General features: G+C 72.3%; 11 protein-coding genes. All 11 read left to right on the forward strand.

All coding sequences use genetic code 11. The features are described 5' to 3' along the window. Positions 1-111 precede the first annotated feature (111 nt). The 11 genes from ACH54P_RS41965 (at position 112) to ACH54P_RS42015 (ending at position 18,051) form a co-directional block, all read left to right on the forward strand. Complete coding sequence (locus ACH54P_RS41965) at positions 112-1,026, forward strand: helix-turn-helix domain-containing protein (protein ID WP_489908858.1); 915 nt, start codon at positions 112-114, stop codon at positions 1,024-1,026. A gap of 29 nt (positions 1,027-1,055) precedes the next feature. Continuing rightward, positions 1,056-2,051, forward strand: a complete 996-nt coding sequence (locus ACH54P_RS41970; protein WP_489908859.1) for a DUF1702 family protein — start codon at positions 1,056-1,058, stop codon at positions 2,049-2,051. A gap of 102 nt (positions 2,052-2,153) precedes the next feature. Beyond that, positions 2,154-3,137, forward strand: coding sequence for a DUF1702 family protein (locus ACH54P_RS41975; protein ID WP_489908860.1), 984 nt, complete (start codon positions 2,154-2,156; stop codon positions 3,135-3,137). Beyond that, positions 3,134-5,107 carry a CRTAC1 family protein gene (locus tag ACH54P_RS41980; protein WP_489908861.1) on the forward strand — a complete coding sequence of 658 codons (1,974 nt, stop codon included), beginning with the start codon at positions 3,134-3,136 and terminating at the stop codon, positions 5,105-5,107. Before ACH54P_RS41975 ends, ACH54P_RS41980 begins: the two co-directional genes overlap by 4 nt. Before the next feature lie 4 nt (positions 5,108-5,111). Next, positions 5,112-6,119 carry an enediyne biosynthesis protein gene (locus ACH54P_RS41985; protein WP_489908862.1) on the forward strand — a complete coding sequence of 336 codons (1,008 nt, stop codon included), beginning with the start codon at positions 5,112-5,114 and terminating at the stop codon, positions 6,117-6,119. After that, entirely contained in the window at positions 6,116-7,498 is a 1,383-nt protein-coding gene (locus ACH54P_RS41990; protein ID WP_489908863.1) for a cytochrome P450, read from the forward strand. Before ACH54P_RS41985 ends, ACH54P_RS41990 begins: the two co-directional genes overlap by 4 nt. A gap of 33 nt (positions 7,499-7,531) precedes the next feature. Continuing rightward, positions 7,532-8,101 carry a DUF5987 family protein gene (locus ACH54P_RS41995; RefSeq protein ID WP_489908864.1) on the forward strand — a complete coding sequence of 190 codons (570 nt, stop codon included), beginning with the start codon at positions 7,532-7,534 and terminating at the stop codon, positions 8,099-8,101. Then, complete coding sequence (locus ACH54P_RS42000) at positions 8,098-9,750, forward strand: GMC family oxidoreductase N-terminal domain-containing protein (RefSeq protein ID WP_489908865.1); 1,653 nt, start codon at positions 8,098-8,100, stop codon at positions 9,748-9,750. Before ACH54P_RS41995 ends, ACH54P_RS42000 begins: the two co-directional genes overlap by 4 nt. A 151-nt stretch (positions 9,751-9,901) precedes the next feature. Further along, complete coding sequence (locus ACH54P_RS42005) at positions 9,902-10,975, forward strand: carboxymuconolactone decarboxylase family protein (RefSeq protein ID WP_489908866.1); 1,074 nt, start codon at positions 9,902-9,904, stop codon at positions 10,973-10,975. Between the two features lie 202 nt (positions 10,976-11,177). Then, positions 11,178-11,972, forward strand: coding sequence for a TIGR03084 family metal-binding protein (locus ACH54P_RS42010; protein ID WP_489908867.1), 795 nt, complete (start codon positions 11,178-11,180; stop codon positions 11,970-11,972). A gap of 253 nt (positions 11,973-12,225) precedes the next feature. Next, entirely contained in the window at positions 12,226-18,051 is a 5,826-nt protein-coding gene (locus ACH54P_RS42015; RefSeq protein WP_489908868.1) for a type I polyketide synthase, read from the forward strand. Position 18,052: the final 1 nt, after the last annotated feature.

Here is an 18,052-nt window from a genome sequence, read left to right on the forward strand (position 1 = left end):
CTGCGCCGTCCTCCTGCGAGTCTCGATCGGAGGTCCACCGGCCTGCGAGGCCGGGCGTCTTACCTGAGGGCGATGGGTTTTTGACGCCGTAAGAAATTCGAGGTTGGACTGATGATCTTGCGATCGGTTGCGTCCGGGGGTGCCGACGGCGGTGAGCCGGCGGCTGGTGTGGAGCGATACAGGCAGGACCTCGACCAGGTCGTCCAGCCCGCCGTTCTGCGCGCGATCGAGATGATCCTTGATCGCTACTTCGAGCCGATCACGCTGTCGGCTCTCGCGTCCGAGGTGTACGTGAGCCCGTTCCACTTCTCGCGCATCTTCGCCAAGGCGACCGGGGTGACGCCCGGCCGGTTCCTCACCGCGGTGCGGCTCTTCGAGGCGAAGCGGCTGCTGCTGACCACGTCGCTGACGGTGTCGGACATCGTCTGCAGCGTCGGCTACAGCAGCGTGGGCACGTTCACCAGCCGGTTCGTCCGCGCGGTCGGGATGACCCCGACCGAGTACCGCGAACCGGAGGTCGGTGAGCTGCTCGTGGCTCATTCGGCGTACTTCCAGCGGTTGCCTTCGCTGCGGTCCCTGCGGGCGGCCGGCAGTTCGTGCGCGTCCCTGCAGTCGGGCAGCGGGCGGCTGACCGTGCGGCTGGGGATGCCGGAGAACGCCGGGCCGGCCACCGTGCTCGTCGGGGTGTTCGCCGACGCGGTGCCGCAGAGCGGCCCGGTGGCCTTCGGCGGGCTCGCCGAGACCCGGTCCGCCGAGCTGACGATCGACGGCGTGCCGGAGGGCAACTGGACGGTGATCGCGGTCGCCGACCACGGTGCGGTGCGGCAGGCGCCGTCCGGGCCGGCGTTCACCATCGCCACCTCGGCGGCGACGGTGGCCGAGTTCGAGCCGGCGGTCGTGACGATGCGGCTGCGCCCGCCGTCCCTGATCGATCCGCCGATCGCGATCACGCTCGCGTCGCGGCAGTCGCCGGCCGGCCAGCGGGTGCTCGCCGCCCAGCGGACGCACCTGCGCGCCGTGGCCTGACCACCTTCGAACGAATACGAGGAATTCCGATGTCGACTTTCTTCGGTGTGCTGCGCAAGCGCGTGCTCGCACCGTCCCTGGCCTCCGTCGGTTTCGAGGAGCGCGGTTTCCCGGTCACCCCCACGGCGGCGACGGCCCGGCTGGAGGCGGTGCCGCAGGCTGTCGTGTGCGGGTTCGAGTGGGCGATCGAAGGCGCTTCCCTGTGGGAGCTGGAACGGCGGCTCGCGCTCGTCGAGCCGGAGCAGCGCGGGTTCGCGTACGAGGGCGCGACCATGGGGTACACGATCCTGGACGCGATGCCGGGCGGCGGCCGCGACCGCACGAAGGCACTGCTGGAAGGGCCGGGGGAGCCGCACATCTTCCTCACCTACATCGGGATCGGGTTCGCGATGGCCCGGCTGCCGCGTCCACTGTGGAAGAACATCCTGCCGGAGCTGACCGGGGTCCACCACCACCCGGTGATGAGCTGGCTGGCCGTGGACGGCTACGGCTTCGACCGGGCGTACTTCGACACCCGCCGGTGGGTGGACGAACAGGCCGAGCCGGCACCGTACCCGTGGGCGGGGCGCGCGGACTACTTCCCGCGTGCTTTCGACCAGGGCGTGGGCCGGGCGCTGTGGTTCATCCACGGCGGGGTGCCCGAAGCCGTCGCCGCGGCGGTGGACGCGTTCCCCGAGGCCCGGCGCCCGGACCTGTGGAGCGGGGTCGGGCTGGCGGCGACGTTCGCCGGCGGGGCCGGCCAGGCGGGACTGGCGGCCCTGCGCCGCCTTTCCGGGCCGCACCACGCGGAACTGGCGCTCGGGGTGGTGTTCGCGATCAAGGCGCGCACCTATTCGACGTACGTGCCGGAGCACAGCCGGCTCGCCGCGGGCGTGCTCGCGGACCTCACCGTCGAGGCCGCCGAGGCGCTCGCGGACCGCACGGAGGTGCCGTTCGACGACGTCGGCCCGGTGCCGCCGTACGAGCTGTGGCGGGCCCGGATCCGCGCCGAGTTCGGGGCCGGGAAGCTGCGCGAAGCGAGCTGAAGCGGGCGCTCGCAACTGTGGAGTAGACCCGTGACCACGGCTTATGTGAGCGTGGAAGGACACAGTGGAACTCGTTCTTACCCGAAAAAGGGGGAGAGTGCGTTGGGCAATGGTTGGCGCGCGCTCAGGCGCCGAATCCTGACACCGGACGTTTCGGAAACCTTGCTGGTCAAGCGCGGCTTCCACAGGAAGAGCCCAGCCGCTCAAGAACGGCTCGAGACGGTCGGGGAGAAATTCCTCCTCGGGTACGCGCACGCGGTCGAAGCGCGCTCGGTCGAGCAGGCCGAGGAATGGCTCGAGCGCATTCCGACGCAGTTCCGCGGCTTCGCCTACGAGGGCGCGGGAATGGGGTACGGCGTCCTCGACGGGCTGCCGTTCGGCAAGAGCACGAACATCGCCGAGTTCCTGGCCGGCCCCGGCGAGAAGCACGACTACATCATCTACGTCGGGGTCGGCTGGGCCATGTGCCGGCTCCCGCGGTTCGCGTGGCCGAAGGCGTCGGCGTTCGACCCGCTGCTGCGCTGGCTCGTGCTCGACGGCTACGGCTTCCACCAGGCGTACTTCAAGACCGAGAAGTACATCCGGCAGCAGTACCAGGACCGGAACTTCTCCTGGCCGGACCGGCGCTACGACGGCTACGCGCTGCGGGCCATCGACCAGGGCATCGGCCGGGCGCTGTGGTTCATCTGCGGCACCGACGTCGAACTGGTGACCAAGACGATCGAGGAGTTCCCCGAGTCGCGCCACGGTGACCTGTACGCCGGGGTCGGGCTGGCCTCGACCTACGCGTGCGGCGTCACGGCCGACGAGCTGGCGGAACTGGTCGACCGCGCCGGGATCCACCACGGGCCGCTGGCGCAGGGGAGCGCCTTCGCCGCCGAGTGCCGGGTGCGCTCGGGCCTGCTGATCCCGGAAACCGAGATGGCGGCCCAGGCGATCTGCGGGCTCACGGCCGAGCGCGCGGCGGCCATCACCCAAGACGTCCGGCCGGACGTGGTCGTCGACGGTGACGATGTCCCGGCCTTCGAAACCTGGCGGCAGCGGATCGCCGAAGAAGTGCTGACCCACGGAGGGAAGAAGAAATGACCGCGACCTTCGGCTGGCTGCGCAAGCAGCTGGCGGGCATCGTGGCGCTGGCGCTGATCCTCGGCCTGTTCCTGGTCGCCCGGTTGCCCAGCGTCTCCGCCGCCGAACAGGACCAGATGGCGGACAAGTTCCACTTCACCCCGATGACGATCGCGCTGCCCGCCGCGGCGAAGTCGCAGTCGATCCGGACGGTGAACAAGGAGTACGAGCACATCGCGGCCTGGATCTCCTCGGTCGGCGCCGCGATCGCGCTCAACGACATCAGCGGCAGCGGCAAGGCCAACGACCTCTGCCTGGTCGACCCGCGCAGCGACCAGGTCGTCATCACGCCGGCGCCGGACTCGGGCCCGCGGTACGCGCCCTTCGCGCTCGACCCCGCGCCGGCCCTGCCGACGTGGGACTACATGGCGCCGATGGGCTGCGTCCCCGGTGACTACAACGAAGACGGCCGGACCGACATCCTGGCCTACTACTGGGGCCGCACCCCGGTGCTGTTCCTGCAGAAGGCCACCGCGACCAAGTTCGACGCCTCGGCGTTCCAGCCGACCGAGCTCGTGCCGGGCAACCACCGCGGCCCGGACGGCAAGTACAACGGCGCGCTGTGGAACACCGACTCCGTCACCATCGGCGACTTCGACGGCGACGGGCACGTCGACGTCTTCGTCGGGAACTACTTCCCGGACAGCCGGGTCCTCGACCCGAACGCCGACGGCGGCATCACGCTGAACCAGTCGATGTCGCACGCGGAGAACTCCGGCGCCAAGTACATCTTCCGCTGGACCGGCGCCACGTCCGGCGCACACCCGAGCGTGAAGTTCACCGACGCGTCGCAGGGCATCCCCGAGTCCGCACGGCTGGGCTGGACGCTGGCCTCCAGCGCGACCGACGTCGACGGCGACAACCTGCCGGAGCTCTACATCGCCAACGACTTCGGGCACGACCACTTCCTGTACAACAAGTCCACGCCGGGCCACATCGAGCTCGCCGAGGTCACCGGGGTCCGCGGGATCGCCGACCCGAAGTCGAAGGTGCTGGGCCACGACTCCTTCAAGGGGATGGGCGTCGACTTCGGCGACCTGAACCACGACGGCCTCTACGACCTGTTCGTCAGCAACATCACGACGTCGTGGGGCATCGAAGAGTCGAACTTCCAGTTCATGAACGAGGCCACCGACAACGCGGACCTCACCAGGCAGTTCAAGAACGGTGTCGCGCCGTTCCACGACGAAAGCGCCGCGAAGGGCACGGCGTGGTCCGGCTGGGGCTGGGACGTCAAGATCCAGGACTTCAACAACAGCGGCGAGAACCAGATCGCGCAGGCCACCGGCTTCGTCAAGGGCCAGGTCAACCGCTGGCCGAACCTGCAGGAGATCGCCACGGCCCACGACGGCCTGCTGTCCAACCCGTTCTGGTGGCCGAACGCGCGTGCCGGTGACGACATCGGCGGCGACCAGACGCTGCACTTCTTCGTGAAGAGCGCCGACGGCCGGTACGCCGACCTCGCGCCGCAGCTCGGCCTGGCGGTGCCGGTGCCCACCCGCGGCATCGCCGTCGGTGACACCGACGGGGACGGCCTGCCCGAGTTCGCGGTGGCGCGGCAGTGGGAGCAGCCGATCTTCTACCACAACGACAGCCCCAACCCCGGGAAGTACCTGCAGCTGAAGCTGACCACCGACGCCCCGGTGGCGCCCGGTCCGCTGCCCGCCGCCGGTCCGCCCGCGATCGGCGCCCAGGTCACCGTGACGACCGCGGACGGCAAGAAGTACCTCGGCCGGGTCGACGGCAGCAGCGGCGAGGCCGGCCGGCGCAGCTTCGACATCCAGATCGGTCTCGGGCACGACGTCAGCGGCCCGCTCGACGTGCACCTGCAGTGGCGGGACCGGACCGGCCAGCTGCGGACGCAGGACCTGAAGCTGCAACCCGGCTGCCACGCCTACCAGCTCGGCACCACGGCGAAGGAAGAGATGTGACCGCATGACCACCCCGACTCTGACCAAAGTGGACAGCGCGCCACCGAAGCGGACGAACAAGGTCGTCACCGCGCTTCGCCGGTTCGCGATCTCGATCTCGATCTTCAACATCCTCGGCTACACCGTGCTCGGCTTCGAGCAGCCGTGGCTGTACCCGTTCATCGCGCTGGCGACCGCGTACACCACCGAGATCCTGCTCGAGATCATCAACGCCCGCGTGACCAAGCGTGAGGTCCGGTTCAAGGGCAACGGGTTCAAGGGGCTCGCGGAGTTCCTGCTCCCGGCGCACATCACCGGTCTCGCGCTGAACATGCTGACCTACGTCAACGACCAGATCTTCGTGATGATGTTCGGCGTCGTCGTCGCCGTCGGCGCGAAGTGGGTGCTGCAGGCGCCGGTGTACGGCCGCATGCGGCACTACATGAACCCGTCGAACTTCGGCATCACGATCATCCTGCTGGTGTTCCCGTGGGCGAGCATCGCCCCGCCGTACCACTTCACCGAGCAGGTCGACACGTGGGTCGGCTGGCTGATCGTGGGCATCATCCTGGCGTCGGGCACGCTGCTCAACGCGAAGCTGACCAACCGGATGTGGCTGATCGCGGGCTGGCTGAGCTTCTTCGTCATCCAGGCCTTCGTCCGCGGCTGGCTCTTCGGGACCTCCATCCCCGGCGCGCTGGCGATGGGCACCGGCGTCGCGTTCGTGCTCTACACCAACTACATGGTGACCGACCCGGGCACGTCGCCGTCGAAGCCGGCCTCGCAGTTCGCGTTCGGGTCCGGGGTGGCGCTCGCGTACGGCTTCTTCACCGCCGTGCACGTCGCGTACGGCCTGTTCCTGGCCACCGCGACCGTCTGCCTGATCCGCGGGCTGTTCCTGTGGGGCCTGCACTTCTCGAACAAGGCGCGGATCAAGTTCGAGGCCGACCAGGCCGCGCAGAAGGCCAAGCTGGAAATCGCCCCGCCGGTGGCGGCGGACGGCGACGAGAAGCCAGGGGCCGTCGCGGCATGACCGGCTCGCAGCACAACGCCCGGGCGGCGCGCACCGCGCCGCCCGGGCCGCCGCGCCGGGCGACCTTCCGGTTGCTGAAGCAGCTCTTCACCGACCGGCTCGCCCTCATGGGCGACAACGCCGAGGCCTACGGCGACGTCGTCCGCATCGCCATCGGCCCGAAGGCGATGTACCTGGTGAACCACCCGGACCTCGCGAAGCACGTCCTCGCGGACAACGCCGCGAACTACCACAAGGGCATCGGCCTGCAGGAGGCCCGCCGGGCCCTCGGCGACGGCCTGCTCACCAGCGACGGTGAGACCTGGCGCAAGCAGCGCCGGACCATCCAGCCGGTGTTCCAGCCCAAGCGGATCTCGCGGCAGGCCGCCGTGGTGGCGTCCGAAGTGGACGGTCTGGTCAAACGGCTCGCCGCGCACGACGGTCCGGTCGAGATCCTGCACGAGATGACCGGGCTGACCCTCGGCGTGCTCGGCAAGACGCTGCTCGACGCCGAGCTCGGCGGCTACGAAACGCTCGGCCACTCGTTCGAAGCCGTGCAGGACCAGGCCATGTTCGAGGCCGTCACGCTGAGCGCGGTCCCCCAGTGGGTGCCGCTGAAGAAGCAGCTGGAGTTCCGCACCGCCCGCGACGACCTGCGCCGGATCGCCGACGAGCTGGTCGACCAGCGGCTCGCGAACCCGGTCGAGGGCGGCGAGGACGTGCTGTCGCGCCTGCTCGCGTCGGGGTCGGAGGACGGCGCGTCCCGCGAGCGCATGCGGGACGAGCTGATCACCCTGCTGCTGGCCGGGCACGAGACGACGGCGAGCACGCTCGGCTGGGCGTTCCACCTGATCGACGAGCACCCCGAGGTCGGCGAGCGGCTGCACGCCGAAGCCACCGAGGTGCTCGGCGACCGGCTGCCCGACCACGAGGACCTGCGGCGGCTCACCTACACCGTGGCGGTGGTCGAAGAGGTCATGCGGCTGTACCCGCCGGTGTGGCTGCTGCCGCGGATCGCCCAGGCCGACGACGAGATCGGCGGGTACCACGTGCCGGCCGGCTCCGACGTCGTCGTCGTGCCCTACACGCTGCACCGGCACCCGGAGTTCTGGACCGACCCGGAGCGCTTCGACCCCGGCCGGTTCGACCCGGCGAACCCGGCCGGGCGGCCGCCGCGGTACGCCTACCTCCCGTTCGGCGCCGGGCCGAGGTTCTGCATCGGCAACAGCCTCGGGGTGATGGAGGCGGTGTTCGTGCTGGCGCTGGCCGCGCGCGACCTCCGGCTGCGCAAACTGCCGGGCTACGCCGTCGAACCCGAGGCGATGCTGTCGCTGCGGGTGCGCGGCGGGCTGCCGATGACCGTGCACCCGCGGGCGGCGGAGGCGCGGCGAGCGGCTTGATCCATCCAGGACATTCGACGAGGAGGTAGGCCGGTGCAACCCGAGGCCACTGAAGAAGAACGCGTCAAGAACATGACCCTCGAGGCCTACGCGGACACGATCGTGCCGGGGGAGAAGCGGTTCCCGGAGGACCGGGCGATCGCCGGGGCCGCCCCCGGCCCGGGGTCGGTGGCGGCGGGCGCGCTCGACCTGCTGCACTTCGACGCCACCGGCGTCACGGCCGGCCTGCTCTACCTCGCGCAGTCGCTGAACGACCACGCGAAGGCGTACGCGGGCGAGGCGGCGGTCGAGCTCGACCACGACGTCCCGCCGTTCGTCGCGCTGCCGTACGAACACCGCCGCGAGCTCGTGCGGCGGCTGACCACGCCCGGCCACCCGGAGAAGGACGGCTGGGTCAGCCTCGCCCTGTTCTGCAACATGGCCTTCGACAGCGCCGCGCACCTGCACACCGCCGAGGCCATCCGCGACGGCCACCCCGGGCTGCTGGCCCTGGGGTACACCCCGCCGGACGCGGACGGGTTCTGGCGGTTCCCGAAGTACGGCTACGGCCGCAAGCTGGCCGAACTCCACCCGGACACGACGGCATCGGGGAGCCCCGCATGAACACACTGGACAAGACCGACGTGGTCATCGTCGGCAGCGGTTTCGGCGGGTCCATCCCCGCCTACCACCTCGCCGCGGGCGGGGCCAAGGTGACGGTGCTGGAGCGCGGGCCGTGGCTGGCCGCGGCCGACTTCGAGCACGACTACCTGCTCGGCTCGTCCTACACCCGCGCGTTCGACTTCGTCGTCGGCGACGGGATGAGCGTGCTGGGCGGCAACTGCGTCGGCGGCGGCAGCGTGGTGTACTTCGCCGCGATGCCGCGGGCGCCCCGGTTCGTCTTCGAGCGCCACGGCAGCATCGGGCGCCGGATGTGGCCTTCGGTCATCTCCCGCGACACGCTCGAGCCGTGGTACGACCGCGTCGACGAGTCGATCCCGGTGTCCAAACAGGACTGGAGCGACGTCTCCTACGCCGGCGGCCTGTGGGCCGCGGCCTGCAACCACTCGGGGCGCACCGCGAACCCGGCGCCGGTCGCGGTGGACAACGACACCTGCGTCAACTGCAACTTCATGATGGCCGGCTGCAAGTTCGACGCCAAGCGGTCGATGCTGACGAACTACCTGCCCGCGGCCCTTTCGCACGGCGCGGAGATCCGGCCGCTGCACGAGGTCCAGCGGCTGGAGCGCACCGAGGACGGCGGCTACCGCGTCTACTTCGACATCGTCGACGAAGAGGACTACCGGGTGCACACCGGCACCGGCGTGATCGAGGCGAAGATCGTCATCATCGCCGCCGGCGCCGGTGCGACCCCGGTGATCCTGCAGCGGTCGGAGGCGGCGCTCGGCACCATGCCGCACGGCGTCGGCCGGTACTTCTCCGGCAACGGCGAGCGGCTCAACACCGCGATCATCGACGAGGACCGCGTCCGCGAGGTGCTCGGGCTCTCCCGCGAGGACGGCCCGGTGTACTCGGCCAACCACATCGGCAAGGGCCCGACCGTGGCGAACTGGGACAAGCTCGACGGCTCGCTGCCGGAGTACGAGCGGTACTCGCTGGAGCAGCTGTACTTCCCGCCGGGGCTGGGCACCATCCTCGCCCAGGTGCCCGGCGGCGAGGAGCCGCGCTGGTTCGGCGCGGAGAAGAAGGAGATCCTCAAGAAGTGGGCGAACTGGCTCACGATCTTCCTGATGACCGAGGACGACAACGAAGGCGTCTTCGGCACCCCGCCGCCCACCGGCAACGCCTACCGGATCTCGCAGCAGATGCTGGGCCGAGGTTCGCTGCGCTACGACCCGACCACGAACACCCGCCGCGGCTGGGCGCTCGCGGACGCCGACTGCAAGGCCATCATCGAGAAGGACGGCATCGGCACGGTGTCGCCGTGGACCAACGACGTCGTGGGCGCCTACACCGTGCACCCGCTGGCGTCGTGCCGGATCGGTGACGACCCGGCGACCTCGGCGCTGTACGCGAACCACGAGCTGCGCAACCACCCGGGCATCTTCGTCACCGACAGCTCGGCGGTGCCGGGCGCGCTCACCGTGAACCCGGCGATGACCATCGCCGCGCTCGCCGAGCGGTCGGTGCCGAGCATCGTCCGGGCCGCGCAGGCCCGCGGCATCGACGTCAAGTACGGGGCCCCGGCCCCCGACGGCTCGATCACGGGCCGCCGCGCGGTGTCCAAGCTGGACCTCGTCGCCGGCAACTGAGCACGGAAACAGCGCACACGCGTGATCAGCCGGGCATCACGTGTGACTGGAGGGCATCAAGCGTGAGGGGAGGGGCATCGGCGTGATGCCCCTCCGATCACGTGTGTGTCCCCTCTGATCACGCGTGATGCCCGTAATTTTTGGAGGACGGATGGCGCCGGGGCTGGTGCGGGTCGCGTTGCGGCGGACCCTGAAGGACGTCAAGCACGTCGAGGCCGTGCGGCCGCGGCGGGCGCGGGGGCTGGTGCGGGCGGTGTACCGGCAGGTCGAGCGGGACTTCGGGATGCTCGCCCCGCCGATGGCGCTGCACTCGCCGTCGCCGCCGGTGCTGGCCGCCGCGTGGCTCGTGCTGCGCGAGTCGCTGGTCGCGGCCGGGGTCTCGAGCCGGGCGGACCGGGAGGTGGTCGCGGCCGCCGTCTCGGCCGCGAACGACTGCCCGTACTGCGTCGAGGTGCACGCGATGGCGCTCGGCTCGCTGGGCGATCCGGCCGCCGCGGCGGCGCTGGTGGCGAACGAGCCGGACGGGATCACCGATCCCGACACCCGCGAACTCGCCGCCTGGGCCCGGGGCGCGGGCCCGCTGCCACCCGGGGTGCCCGCCGCGGCCGCGGCCGAGTTCACCGCCGTGGCCACCGCCTTCCACTACCTCAACCGGGTGGTCGCCGTGTTCCTCGGCGCGTCGCCCCTGCCGGACCAGGTGCCGGAGTCGGCGCGCGGGACGGCGAAGGCCGTGCTCGGCCACTTCCTCCGGCCGGGGCCGCCGCCCCCGGCGGGGCAGGCCCTGGAACTGCTGCCCGCGACGAGCGCCGACGGCCCGGCCTGGGCCGCACCGGGCAGCACGCTCGCCGACGCGTTCGCCAGGGCGGGCGCGGCGTTCGAAGCGGCGGGCGACGGCGTCCTGCCGCCCCGCGTGCGCGACCTCGTCCGGCGGGAGCTCAAGGACTGGGACGGCCGCCCGCCGGGGCTCGGCCGGTCGTGGGCCGACGGGCCGCTCGCCGAGCTGCCCGCCGCGGAACGGCCGGCCGCGCGGCTGGCGCTGCTCGTGGCGAAGGCGCCCTACCAGGTCGACGACCTCGTGATCGCCGCCGCCCGCGAGGACCGCGACGACGACCGCGGCCTGATCGAGCTCGTCTCGTGGGCCGCTCACGCCGCGGCCGAAGAGCTGGGTGGCCGCCTTTCCCTGCGCCCACGAGGAGAAGACGGGTCCGGCGGGCGCGGGCGATGATTCGGGGAGGAGCGGATCGACCGGCCGGTCGAGCGCAGCACCGGACACAGCCGAGACGCGCCCGGCGTGCCGTCGTCCCGGCCGGGCGATCCGTTCCCGGCGGCCGCCGCACCGGGGCCCACCCCACCCCCGCCCTGTGCGCGGCGGCCGCCGGCACCGTCCCTGAGTGTCCACGAAGGACCGATGATGGAGAGGACAGCCGGTGACTGACACGACGGCCGTGATCGCCGACCTGACGACCGAGGCCGAGGGCGTGGACGCGCTCGTCGCCGGCCTTGCCGAACCGGAGTGGGACACCCCGACGCCGGCGCCCGGCTGGACCGTGCGCCACCAGATCGGGCACCTCGCGTTCATCTTCCGCATCGCGGGTCTCGCCGCGGCGCAGCCCGACGCCTTCGTCGCCATGACGAAGTCGATCGGCGGAGACCTCGACGCCGCCGTCAACGGCGCTCTCCAGGAGTACCTGGGCGGCCCGGCGGAGGTCCTGCTGAACCGCTGGCGCGCCGAGCGGGACCAGGGCGTCAAGGCGCTCGCCGCGGTCCCCGGCACCGAGCTGGTGCCGTGGCTGGTCAACCCGCTTCCGCCGTACGTGCTCGCGTGCGCCGGGATGATGGAGGTCTTCGCCCACGGCCAGGACATCGCCGACGCGCTGGGCGTCCGGCCGGTCCGCACCGACCGCCTCGCCCACCTCGTCGGCTTCGCCGTGCGGGTCCGCGACTTCGGTTACCAGGCCCGGGGGCTGACGCCGCCCGAGCAGGAGTTCCGCTTCGAGATCACGACGCCCTCGGGCCGGTTGCTGACCTTCGGGCCGGAGGACTCGCAGGAGCGCGTCACCGGCAGCGCCGAGGACTTCTGCCTGCTGGTCACCCGGCGGCGCCACCCGGACGACCTGGACGTGCGGACCGAGGGCGGCCTGGCCCGGCAGTGGCTGGAACTGGCGCAGGCCTACCGGGGGCCGGCCGGCGACGGCCGCCGTCCGGGGCAGTTCACGCCCTGAGTGTCCGATGTGGACATGCCGGGCGCGCGCCGGGGATTTGTCCCCCGTTGCGCAACCGGCGTCCGGGGCAGTCGGAAAGAAGAAGCTAGGGGCGCGGGAGTCCATGCTTGACCGGACTGCGCCGGGCGACGGTGGGACCTGCCGCCGGCGCCGGACGAACGACTCGGCCGGGGGCGAGACCCGCGCCGGACAGCACCGGGAACGTCGCCTCCGGGCGGCGGACGGGCTCGAGAGCTATTGGGAGTGCGGTGGCATGAGCGTTGAGCGGATAGCGATCGTCGGGATCGGCCTGCGGTATCCGGACGCCCGTTCGCTGGAAGAGCTCTGGGAGAACGTGCTGGCGGGCCGCCGCGCGTTCCGCCGGCTGCCCGACGAACGGATGAACCGGGCCGACTACTACTCTTCGGATCCGGCCGCGCCGGACCGGTTCTACGCGCAGAAGGCCGCGGTCCTGCGCGACTTCGAGTTCGACCGCGTGGCCTACAAGGTCGCGGGCAGCACGTTCCGCGCCACGGACACCACGCACTGGCTCGCGCTGGACGTGGCCGCGCAGGCGCTCGCCGACGCCGGGTTCCCCGAGGGCGAAGGCCTGCCGAAGGAGGCGACCGGTGTCGTCATCGGCAACAGCCTCACCGGCGAGTTTTCGCGCGCCAACATCATGCGCCTGCGCTGGCCCTACGTCCGCCGCACGGTGGCGGCCGCGCTGTCCGAGCGCGGCTGGGGCGACGACGAGACCGCGTCCTTCCTGCGGGAGCTCGAGGTCCAGTACAAGGAGCCGTTCCCGGAGATCAACGAGGACACCCTCGCCGGCGGGCTGGCGAACACGATCGCCGGGCGCGTCTGCAACTACTTCGACTTCGCCGGTGGCGGTTACACGGTGGACGGCGCCTGCTCGTCCTCGCTGCTGTCGGTGGTGAACGCGGCGAACGCGCTCGCGCAGGGCGACCTCGACGTCGCCATCGCCGGCGGCGTCGACCTCTCGATCGACCCGTTCGAGGTGATCGGCTTCGCCAAGACCGGGGCGCTCGCCAAGCGCGAGATGAAGGTCTACGACGCCGACTCGAACGGCTTCTGGCCGGGCGAAGGCTCCGGCATGCTCGTGCTGATGCGCGAAAGCGACGCGATCGAGCAGGGCAAGCGCATCTACGCCTCGATCGGCGGCTGGGGCGTGTCCTCGGACGGCAAGGGCGGCATCACCCGGCCGGAGGCGGCCGGGCACCGGCTCGCCATCAAGCGCGCCTACGACCGCGCGGGCTACGGCGTCGAGACCGTGTCCTACTTCGAGGGCCACGGCACCGGCACCGCGCTCGGCGACGCCACGGAGATCGAGGCGCTCTCGACCGCCCGCCACGACGCCGACCCGCTGGCCGCCCCGGCCGCGCTGTCGACCATCAAGGGCAACATCGGCCACACCAAGGCCGCGGCGGGGGTCGCCGGCCTGATCAAGGCGACCCTGGCCGTCTACCACCAGGTCATCCCGCCGGCCACCGGCCACTTCGACCCGCACGAGAAGCTCACCGGCGACTCCGCCCGGATGTTCGTGCCGCGCGAGGCGCAGCTGTGGCCGTCCGACGCCCCGGTCCGCGCCGGTGTCTCGGCGATGGGCTTCGGCGGGATCAACTCGCACGTCACCGTCACCGAGGCGCCCGGCGCCCCGCGCCGTCCGGAGCTGGACGAGCGGACCCGGGCGCTGGTCTCCGGCCGCCAGGACGCCGAGCTGCTGCTGTTCGACGCCGACGACGTCGACGCGCTGCGGGCCCGGATCACCGGGCTGCTGGAGGTCGTGCCGAAGCTGTCGATGGCCGAGCTCACCGACTTCGCCGGCCAGCTGGCCGGCGAACTGGCCGGGCGTCCCGCCCGCGCCGCCGTCGTGGCGACCGGCCCGGAGGAGGCCGAGCGCAAGCTGACCCGGCTGCTCGAGCTGCTCGGCGACGACGGCAGCGTCTTCGCCGCCACCGACGGCATCTTCGCCGGCCACGGCGTCGGCCGGCCCCGCATCGGGTTCCTGTTCCCCGGCCAGGGGTCGGGGCGCGCGGTGGACGGTGCCGTGCGGCGCCGGTTCACCGCCGCCGACGACATCTTCCGCGCCGCGGGCCTGCCCGCGGGGGCCGACCACGTCGCCACCGAGGTCGCCCAGCCGCGGATCGTCGCCGGTTCGCTGGCCGCCCTGCGGGTGCTGCACCTGCTCGGCATCGAGGCGCACACGGCGGCCGGGCACAGCCTCGGCGAGCTGACCGCCCTGCACTGGGGCGGTGCCCTGGACGAGCGCGCGGTGCTGGGCCTGGCCAAGATCCGCGGCAAGGTGATGGCCGAGACCACCGCCGGCGAAGGCGGCGGCGCGATGGCGGGCATCGCCGCGTCGCCGAGCCGGACCGAGGAACTCGGCCTGGGCTCCGACGTCGTCATCGCGGGCTACAACGCGCCCGAGCAGACCGTGATCTCGGGCCCGGCCGTCGCCGTGGACCGGGTGGTCGCCCGTGCCCACGCCGAGGGCGTCACCGCCACCCGGCTCAAGGTGTCGCACGCCTTCCACTCGCCGCTGGTCGAACCGGCCGCGGCGGCGATGACCGAGCGGCTCGAGGAGATCCCGTTCGCCCGGCTCGAGCGCGCGGTCGTCTCGACCGTGACCGGTGACGTCCTGCACGCCGCCGAGAACCTGCCGTCCCTGCTGCGCGACCAGATCGTGCTGCCGGTCCGCTTCCGCGAGGCCGCCGCCAAGGTGGCCGAGCGCAGCGACCTGGTGGTCGAGGTCGGCCCGGGCCGGGTGCTCTCGGGCCTGTTCGAGGAGATCGCCCCGGGCACGCCGGTGCTGGCGGTGGACACCGACAGCACCACGCTGAGCGCGGTGCTGCGGGTGGCCGGCGCGGCCTTCGCGGCCGGTGCTCCGGTCACGCCGGCCCCGCTCTTCGAGGGCCGCGTGGTCCGCTCGCTGCCCGAGGACGGCGTCTTCAACTTCCTCGCCAGCCCGTGCGAGGCGGCGCCGGAGATCGACAGCGAGCTGGCCGCGGAACTGGCCGCGGAGAAGGCCGAGTCCGCTTCGGCGGCCGAGGTGCACGACAGCAGCGCGAACACCACGCTCGACCTGCTGCGCCGGCTCGCCGCCGAGCGCGTCGAGCTGCCGCTGGAGACCGTCACCGCGGACACCCACCCGCTCGACAACCTGCACCTGTCCTCCATCACGGTCGGGCAGCTGGTCAACGACGTCACCCGGGCGCTCGGCCGGCCCGCCCTCGAGGGCATGCCGAACTTCGCGACGGTCTGCCTCGGCGATCTCGCCGAGATGATCGACGAGCTCGCGCAGACCGCGAAGCCCGCCGACACGACCGGTGGCGAGGTCCCGGGCGCGGGCCCGTGGGTCCGCCCGTTCGCGGTCGAGTACGTCCCGGCTCCGCGGCCGCCGGCCGACCTGACGCCGGGCGTGGGCAACTCGCGCTGGGAAGTGTTCTCGACGCCGGGGCACCCGCTGGCCGAGCCGCTGCGTGCGGCGCTGGCCCGTGCGGGCGCCGGCGACGGCGTGCTGCTCTGCCTGCCCGCCGACTGCGACGCGAGCCACACCGGCTTGTTCCTCGACGCCGGCCGCAGCGTCATGGCCGCACCGAACGGCACGCGCTTCGTCGTCGTCCAGCACGGCCTGGGCGCGTCCGGCCTGGCGAAGACCCTCCGGCTCGAGGACCCGTCGGCCCGCACCACGATCGTGGACCTGGCCGACCCGGCCCCGGCCGACCCGGCCGCGGTCACCGAGGCGGTCCGGCTCGTCGTCGCCGAGGTCGCCGCGACCACGGACTTCTGCGAGGTCCGCTACGGCGCCGACGGCGGGCGCACGGTGCCGCGGCTCGCCGCGGTCGCCCCCGCGCCCACCGGCCCGGTCCCCGAGTCGCTGGAGCCGGGCGACGTCCTGCTCGTCACCGGTGGCGGCAAGGGCATCACGGCGGAGAGCGCCCTGGCACTGGCCAAGGACTCCGGCGCGAAGCTCGCCCTCCTCGGGCGCAGCGACCCGGCCGACGACACCGAGCTGGCCGAGAACCTCGGCCGGATGGCGGCCGCGGGCATCGACTACCGCTACGAGCGCGCCGACGTCACCTCGGCGCCGCAGGTGGCCGACGCGATCGCCCGGATGCAGGCCGAGCTGGGCCCGGTCACGGCGGTGCTGCACGGGGCAGGGCGCAACGAGCCCGCCGCCCTGTTCAGCCTCACCGAGGACACGTTCCGCAAGACGCTCGCGCCGAAGATCGGGGGCCTCACCGCGGTCCTGGACGCGGTCGACAAGAACCGGATCAAGCTGCTGGTCACGTTCGGCAGCATCATCGGCCGGGCCGGCCTGCGCGGCGAGGCGCACTACGCCACGGCGAACGACTGGATGACCGAGCTGACCCTGCGCTTCGGCCGCGAATACCCGCAGGCGCGGGCGGTCGCGCTCGAGTGGTCGGTCTGGTCCGGCACGGGCATGGGCGAGAAGCTCGGCGTGGTCAGCGCCCTCAAGCGCGACGGCATCACGCCGATCCCGACCGAGGACGGCATCGCCATCCTCAAGCAGGCGCTGGCCGACCCGGCGGTGCCGCCGGTGCTGGTCGTCTGCGGGCGCACCGGCGGGCTGGCCACGCTGCCCATCCAGCGCAAGGAACTGCCGCTGACCCGGTTCGTCGACCGCGCGGTCGTGCACTACCCCGGCGTCGAGCTGATCACCGAGGCGGACCTGTCCGCCGGGTCGGACCCGTACCTGGCCGACCACCTGCTCGACGGGCAGCTGCTGTTCCCGGCCGTGCTCGGGATGGAGGCGATGACCCAGGTCGCGGCGGCCACGCTCGACCGGACCGGCGCGCCGGTGCTGTCCGACGTGGAGTTCCTGCGCCCGATCATCGTCTCGCCGGGCGGGTCCACCACGATCCGGCTGGCCGCCGTCGCGGCCGACGCCGACACCGTCGACGTCGTGCTGCGCAGCGACGAGACCGGCTTCAGCGCCGACCACTTCAAGGCGCGGCTGAACTTCGCGAGGCCCGCGGAGATCGGCCCGGCGGTGCGGCGGGAGGTGGACGTGCCGTCCGTGCCCGTGGAACCGATCACCGAGCTGTACGGCTCGGTCCTGTTCCAGGGCAAGCGGTTCCAGCGGGTCGTCGGCTACCGGCGGGCGAGCGCGCGGCACGCCGTGGCGGAGATCGCCACCACGGCGGACACCACGTGGTTCGCCCCGTTCCTGCCGCAGGAGCGGCTGCTGGCCGACCCGGGCACGCGGGACGCGATGATGCACGCCATCCAGTGCTGCGTCCCCGACGCCACGCTGCTGCCGCAGGGCATCGAAAAGCTCTACCTGGCCGAGCCCGGCGCCCAGCACCCCGAGTACGTGCTGCTGGACGCGAAGGAGCGGCTGCAGGACGGCGACAGCTACGTCTACGACCTCGACGTCCGCAACCCGGACGGCGAACTGGTGGAGCGCTGGGAAGGCCTGATGCTGCGGGCGGTCCGCAAGACCGACGGGGCCGGGCCGTGGGTGCCCTCGATGCTGGGCTCCTACCTGGAGCGGGCCTGCGAGCGGATGCTCGGCGGCAGCCGGGCGGTCGTGCTGGAGCCCGACCCGGCGGGCGTCGAGGTGGGCGGCATCGCCGAACGCCGCGCCCAGACCGCGCTGGCGGCCAGCCGGGCCTTCGACCGGACGGTGGAGATCCGCTACCGCCCGGACGGCAAGCCGGAGATCGACGGCGGCGAGATCACCGCGTCGCACAGCTCCCGGCTGACCCTGGTCGTGGCCGGCACCGGACAGGTGACGTGCGACGTCGAGACGGTGCTCGAACGCACCGAGGAGGACTGGGCCGGGCTGCTCGGCGAAGACCTGCTCTCGGTCGGCCGGCTGCTGGCCGCCGACGCGGGCGAGCCGGTCGAGGTGGCGAACACCCGGGTCTGGAGTGCGCTGGAATGCGTCCGCAAGACGGGCGCGATGACCGAGTCCCTGACCGTGCACCGGGTGGAGCCCGACGGCTGGGCCCTGCTGGCCTGCGGGTCGGCCCGGATCGCGACCTGGGCCACGACCGTCAACGACCGGACCGAGCCGGTGGTCTTCGCGGTGCTGCAGGCAGAGGAGAACTGAG

Source organism: Amycolatopsis sp. N2S4-7 (assembly GCF_058119595.1).

Excerpts from the sequence above, each read along its gene's own strand:
- ACH54P_RS41965 (WP_489908858.1), top strand. The coding sequence starts at position 112 with ATGATCTTGCGATCGGTTGCGTCCGGGGGTGCCGACGGCGGTGAGCCG.
- ACH54P_RS41970 (WP_489908859.1), top strand. The coding sequence starts at position 1,056 with ATGTCGACTTTCTTCGGTGTGCTGCGCAAGCGCGTGCTCGCACCGTCC.
- ACH54P_RS41980 (WP_489908861.1), top strand. The coding sequence starts at position 3,134 with ATGACCGCGACCTTCGGCTGGCTGCGCAAGCAGCTGGCGGGCATCGTG.
- ACH54P_RS41985 (WP_489908862.1), top strand. The coding sequence starts at position 5,112 with ATGACCACCCCGACTCTGACCAAAGTGGACAGCGCGCCACCGAAGCGG.
- ACH54P_RS41990 (WP_489908863.1), top strand. The coding sequence starts at position 6,116 with ATGACCGGCTCGCAGCACAACGCCCGGGCGGCGCGCACCGCGCCGCCC.
- ACH54P_RS42000 (WP_489908865.1), top strand. The coding sequence starts at position 8,098 with ATGAACACACTGGACAAGACCGACGTGGTCATCGTCGGCAGCGGTTTC.
- ACH54P_RS42005 (WP_489908866.1), top strand. The coding sequence starts at position 9,902 with ATGGCGCCGGGGCTGGTGCGGGTCGCGTTGCGGCGGACCCTGAAGGAC.
- ACH54P_RS42015 (WP_489908868.1), top strand. The coding sequence starts at position 12,226 with ATGAGCGTTGAGCGGATAGCGATCGTCGGGATCGGCCTGCGGTATCCG.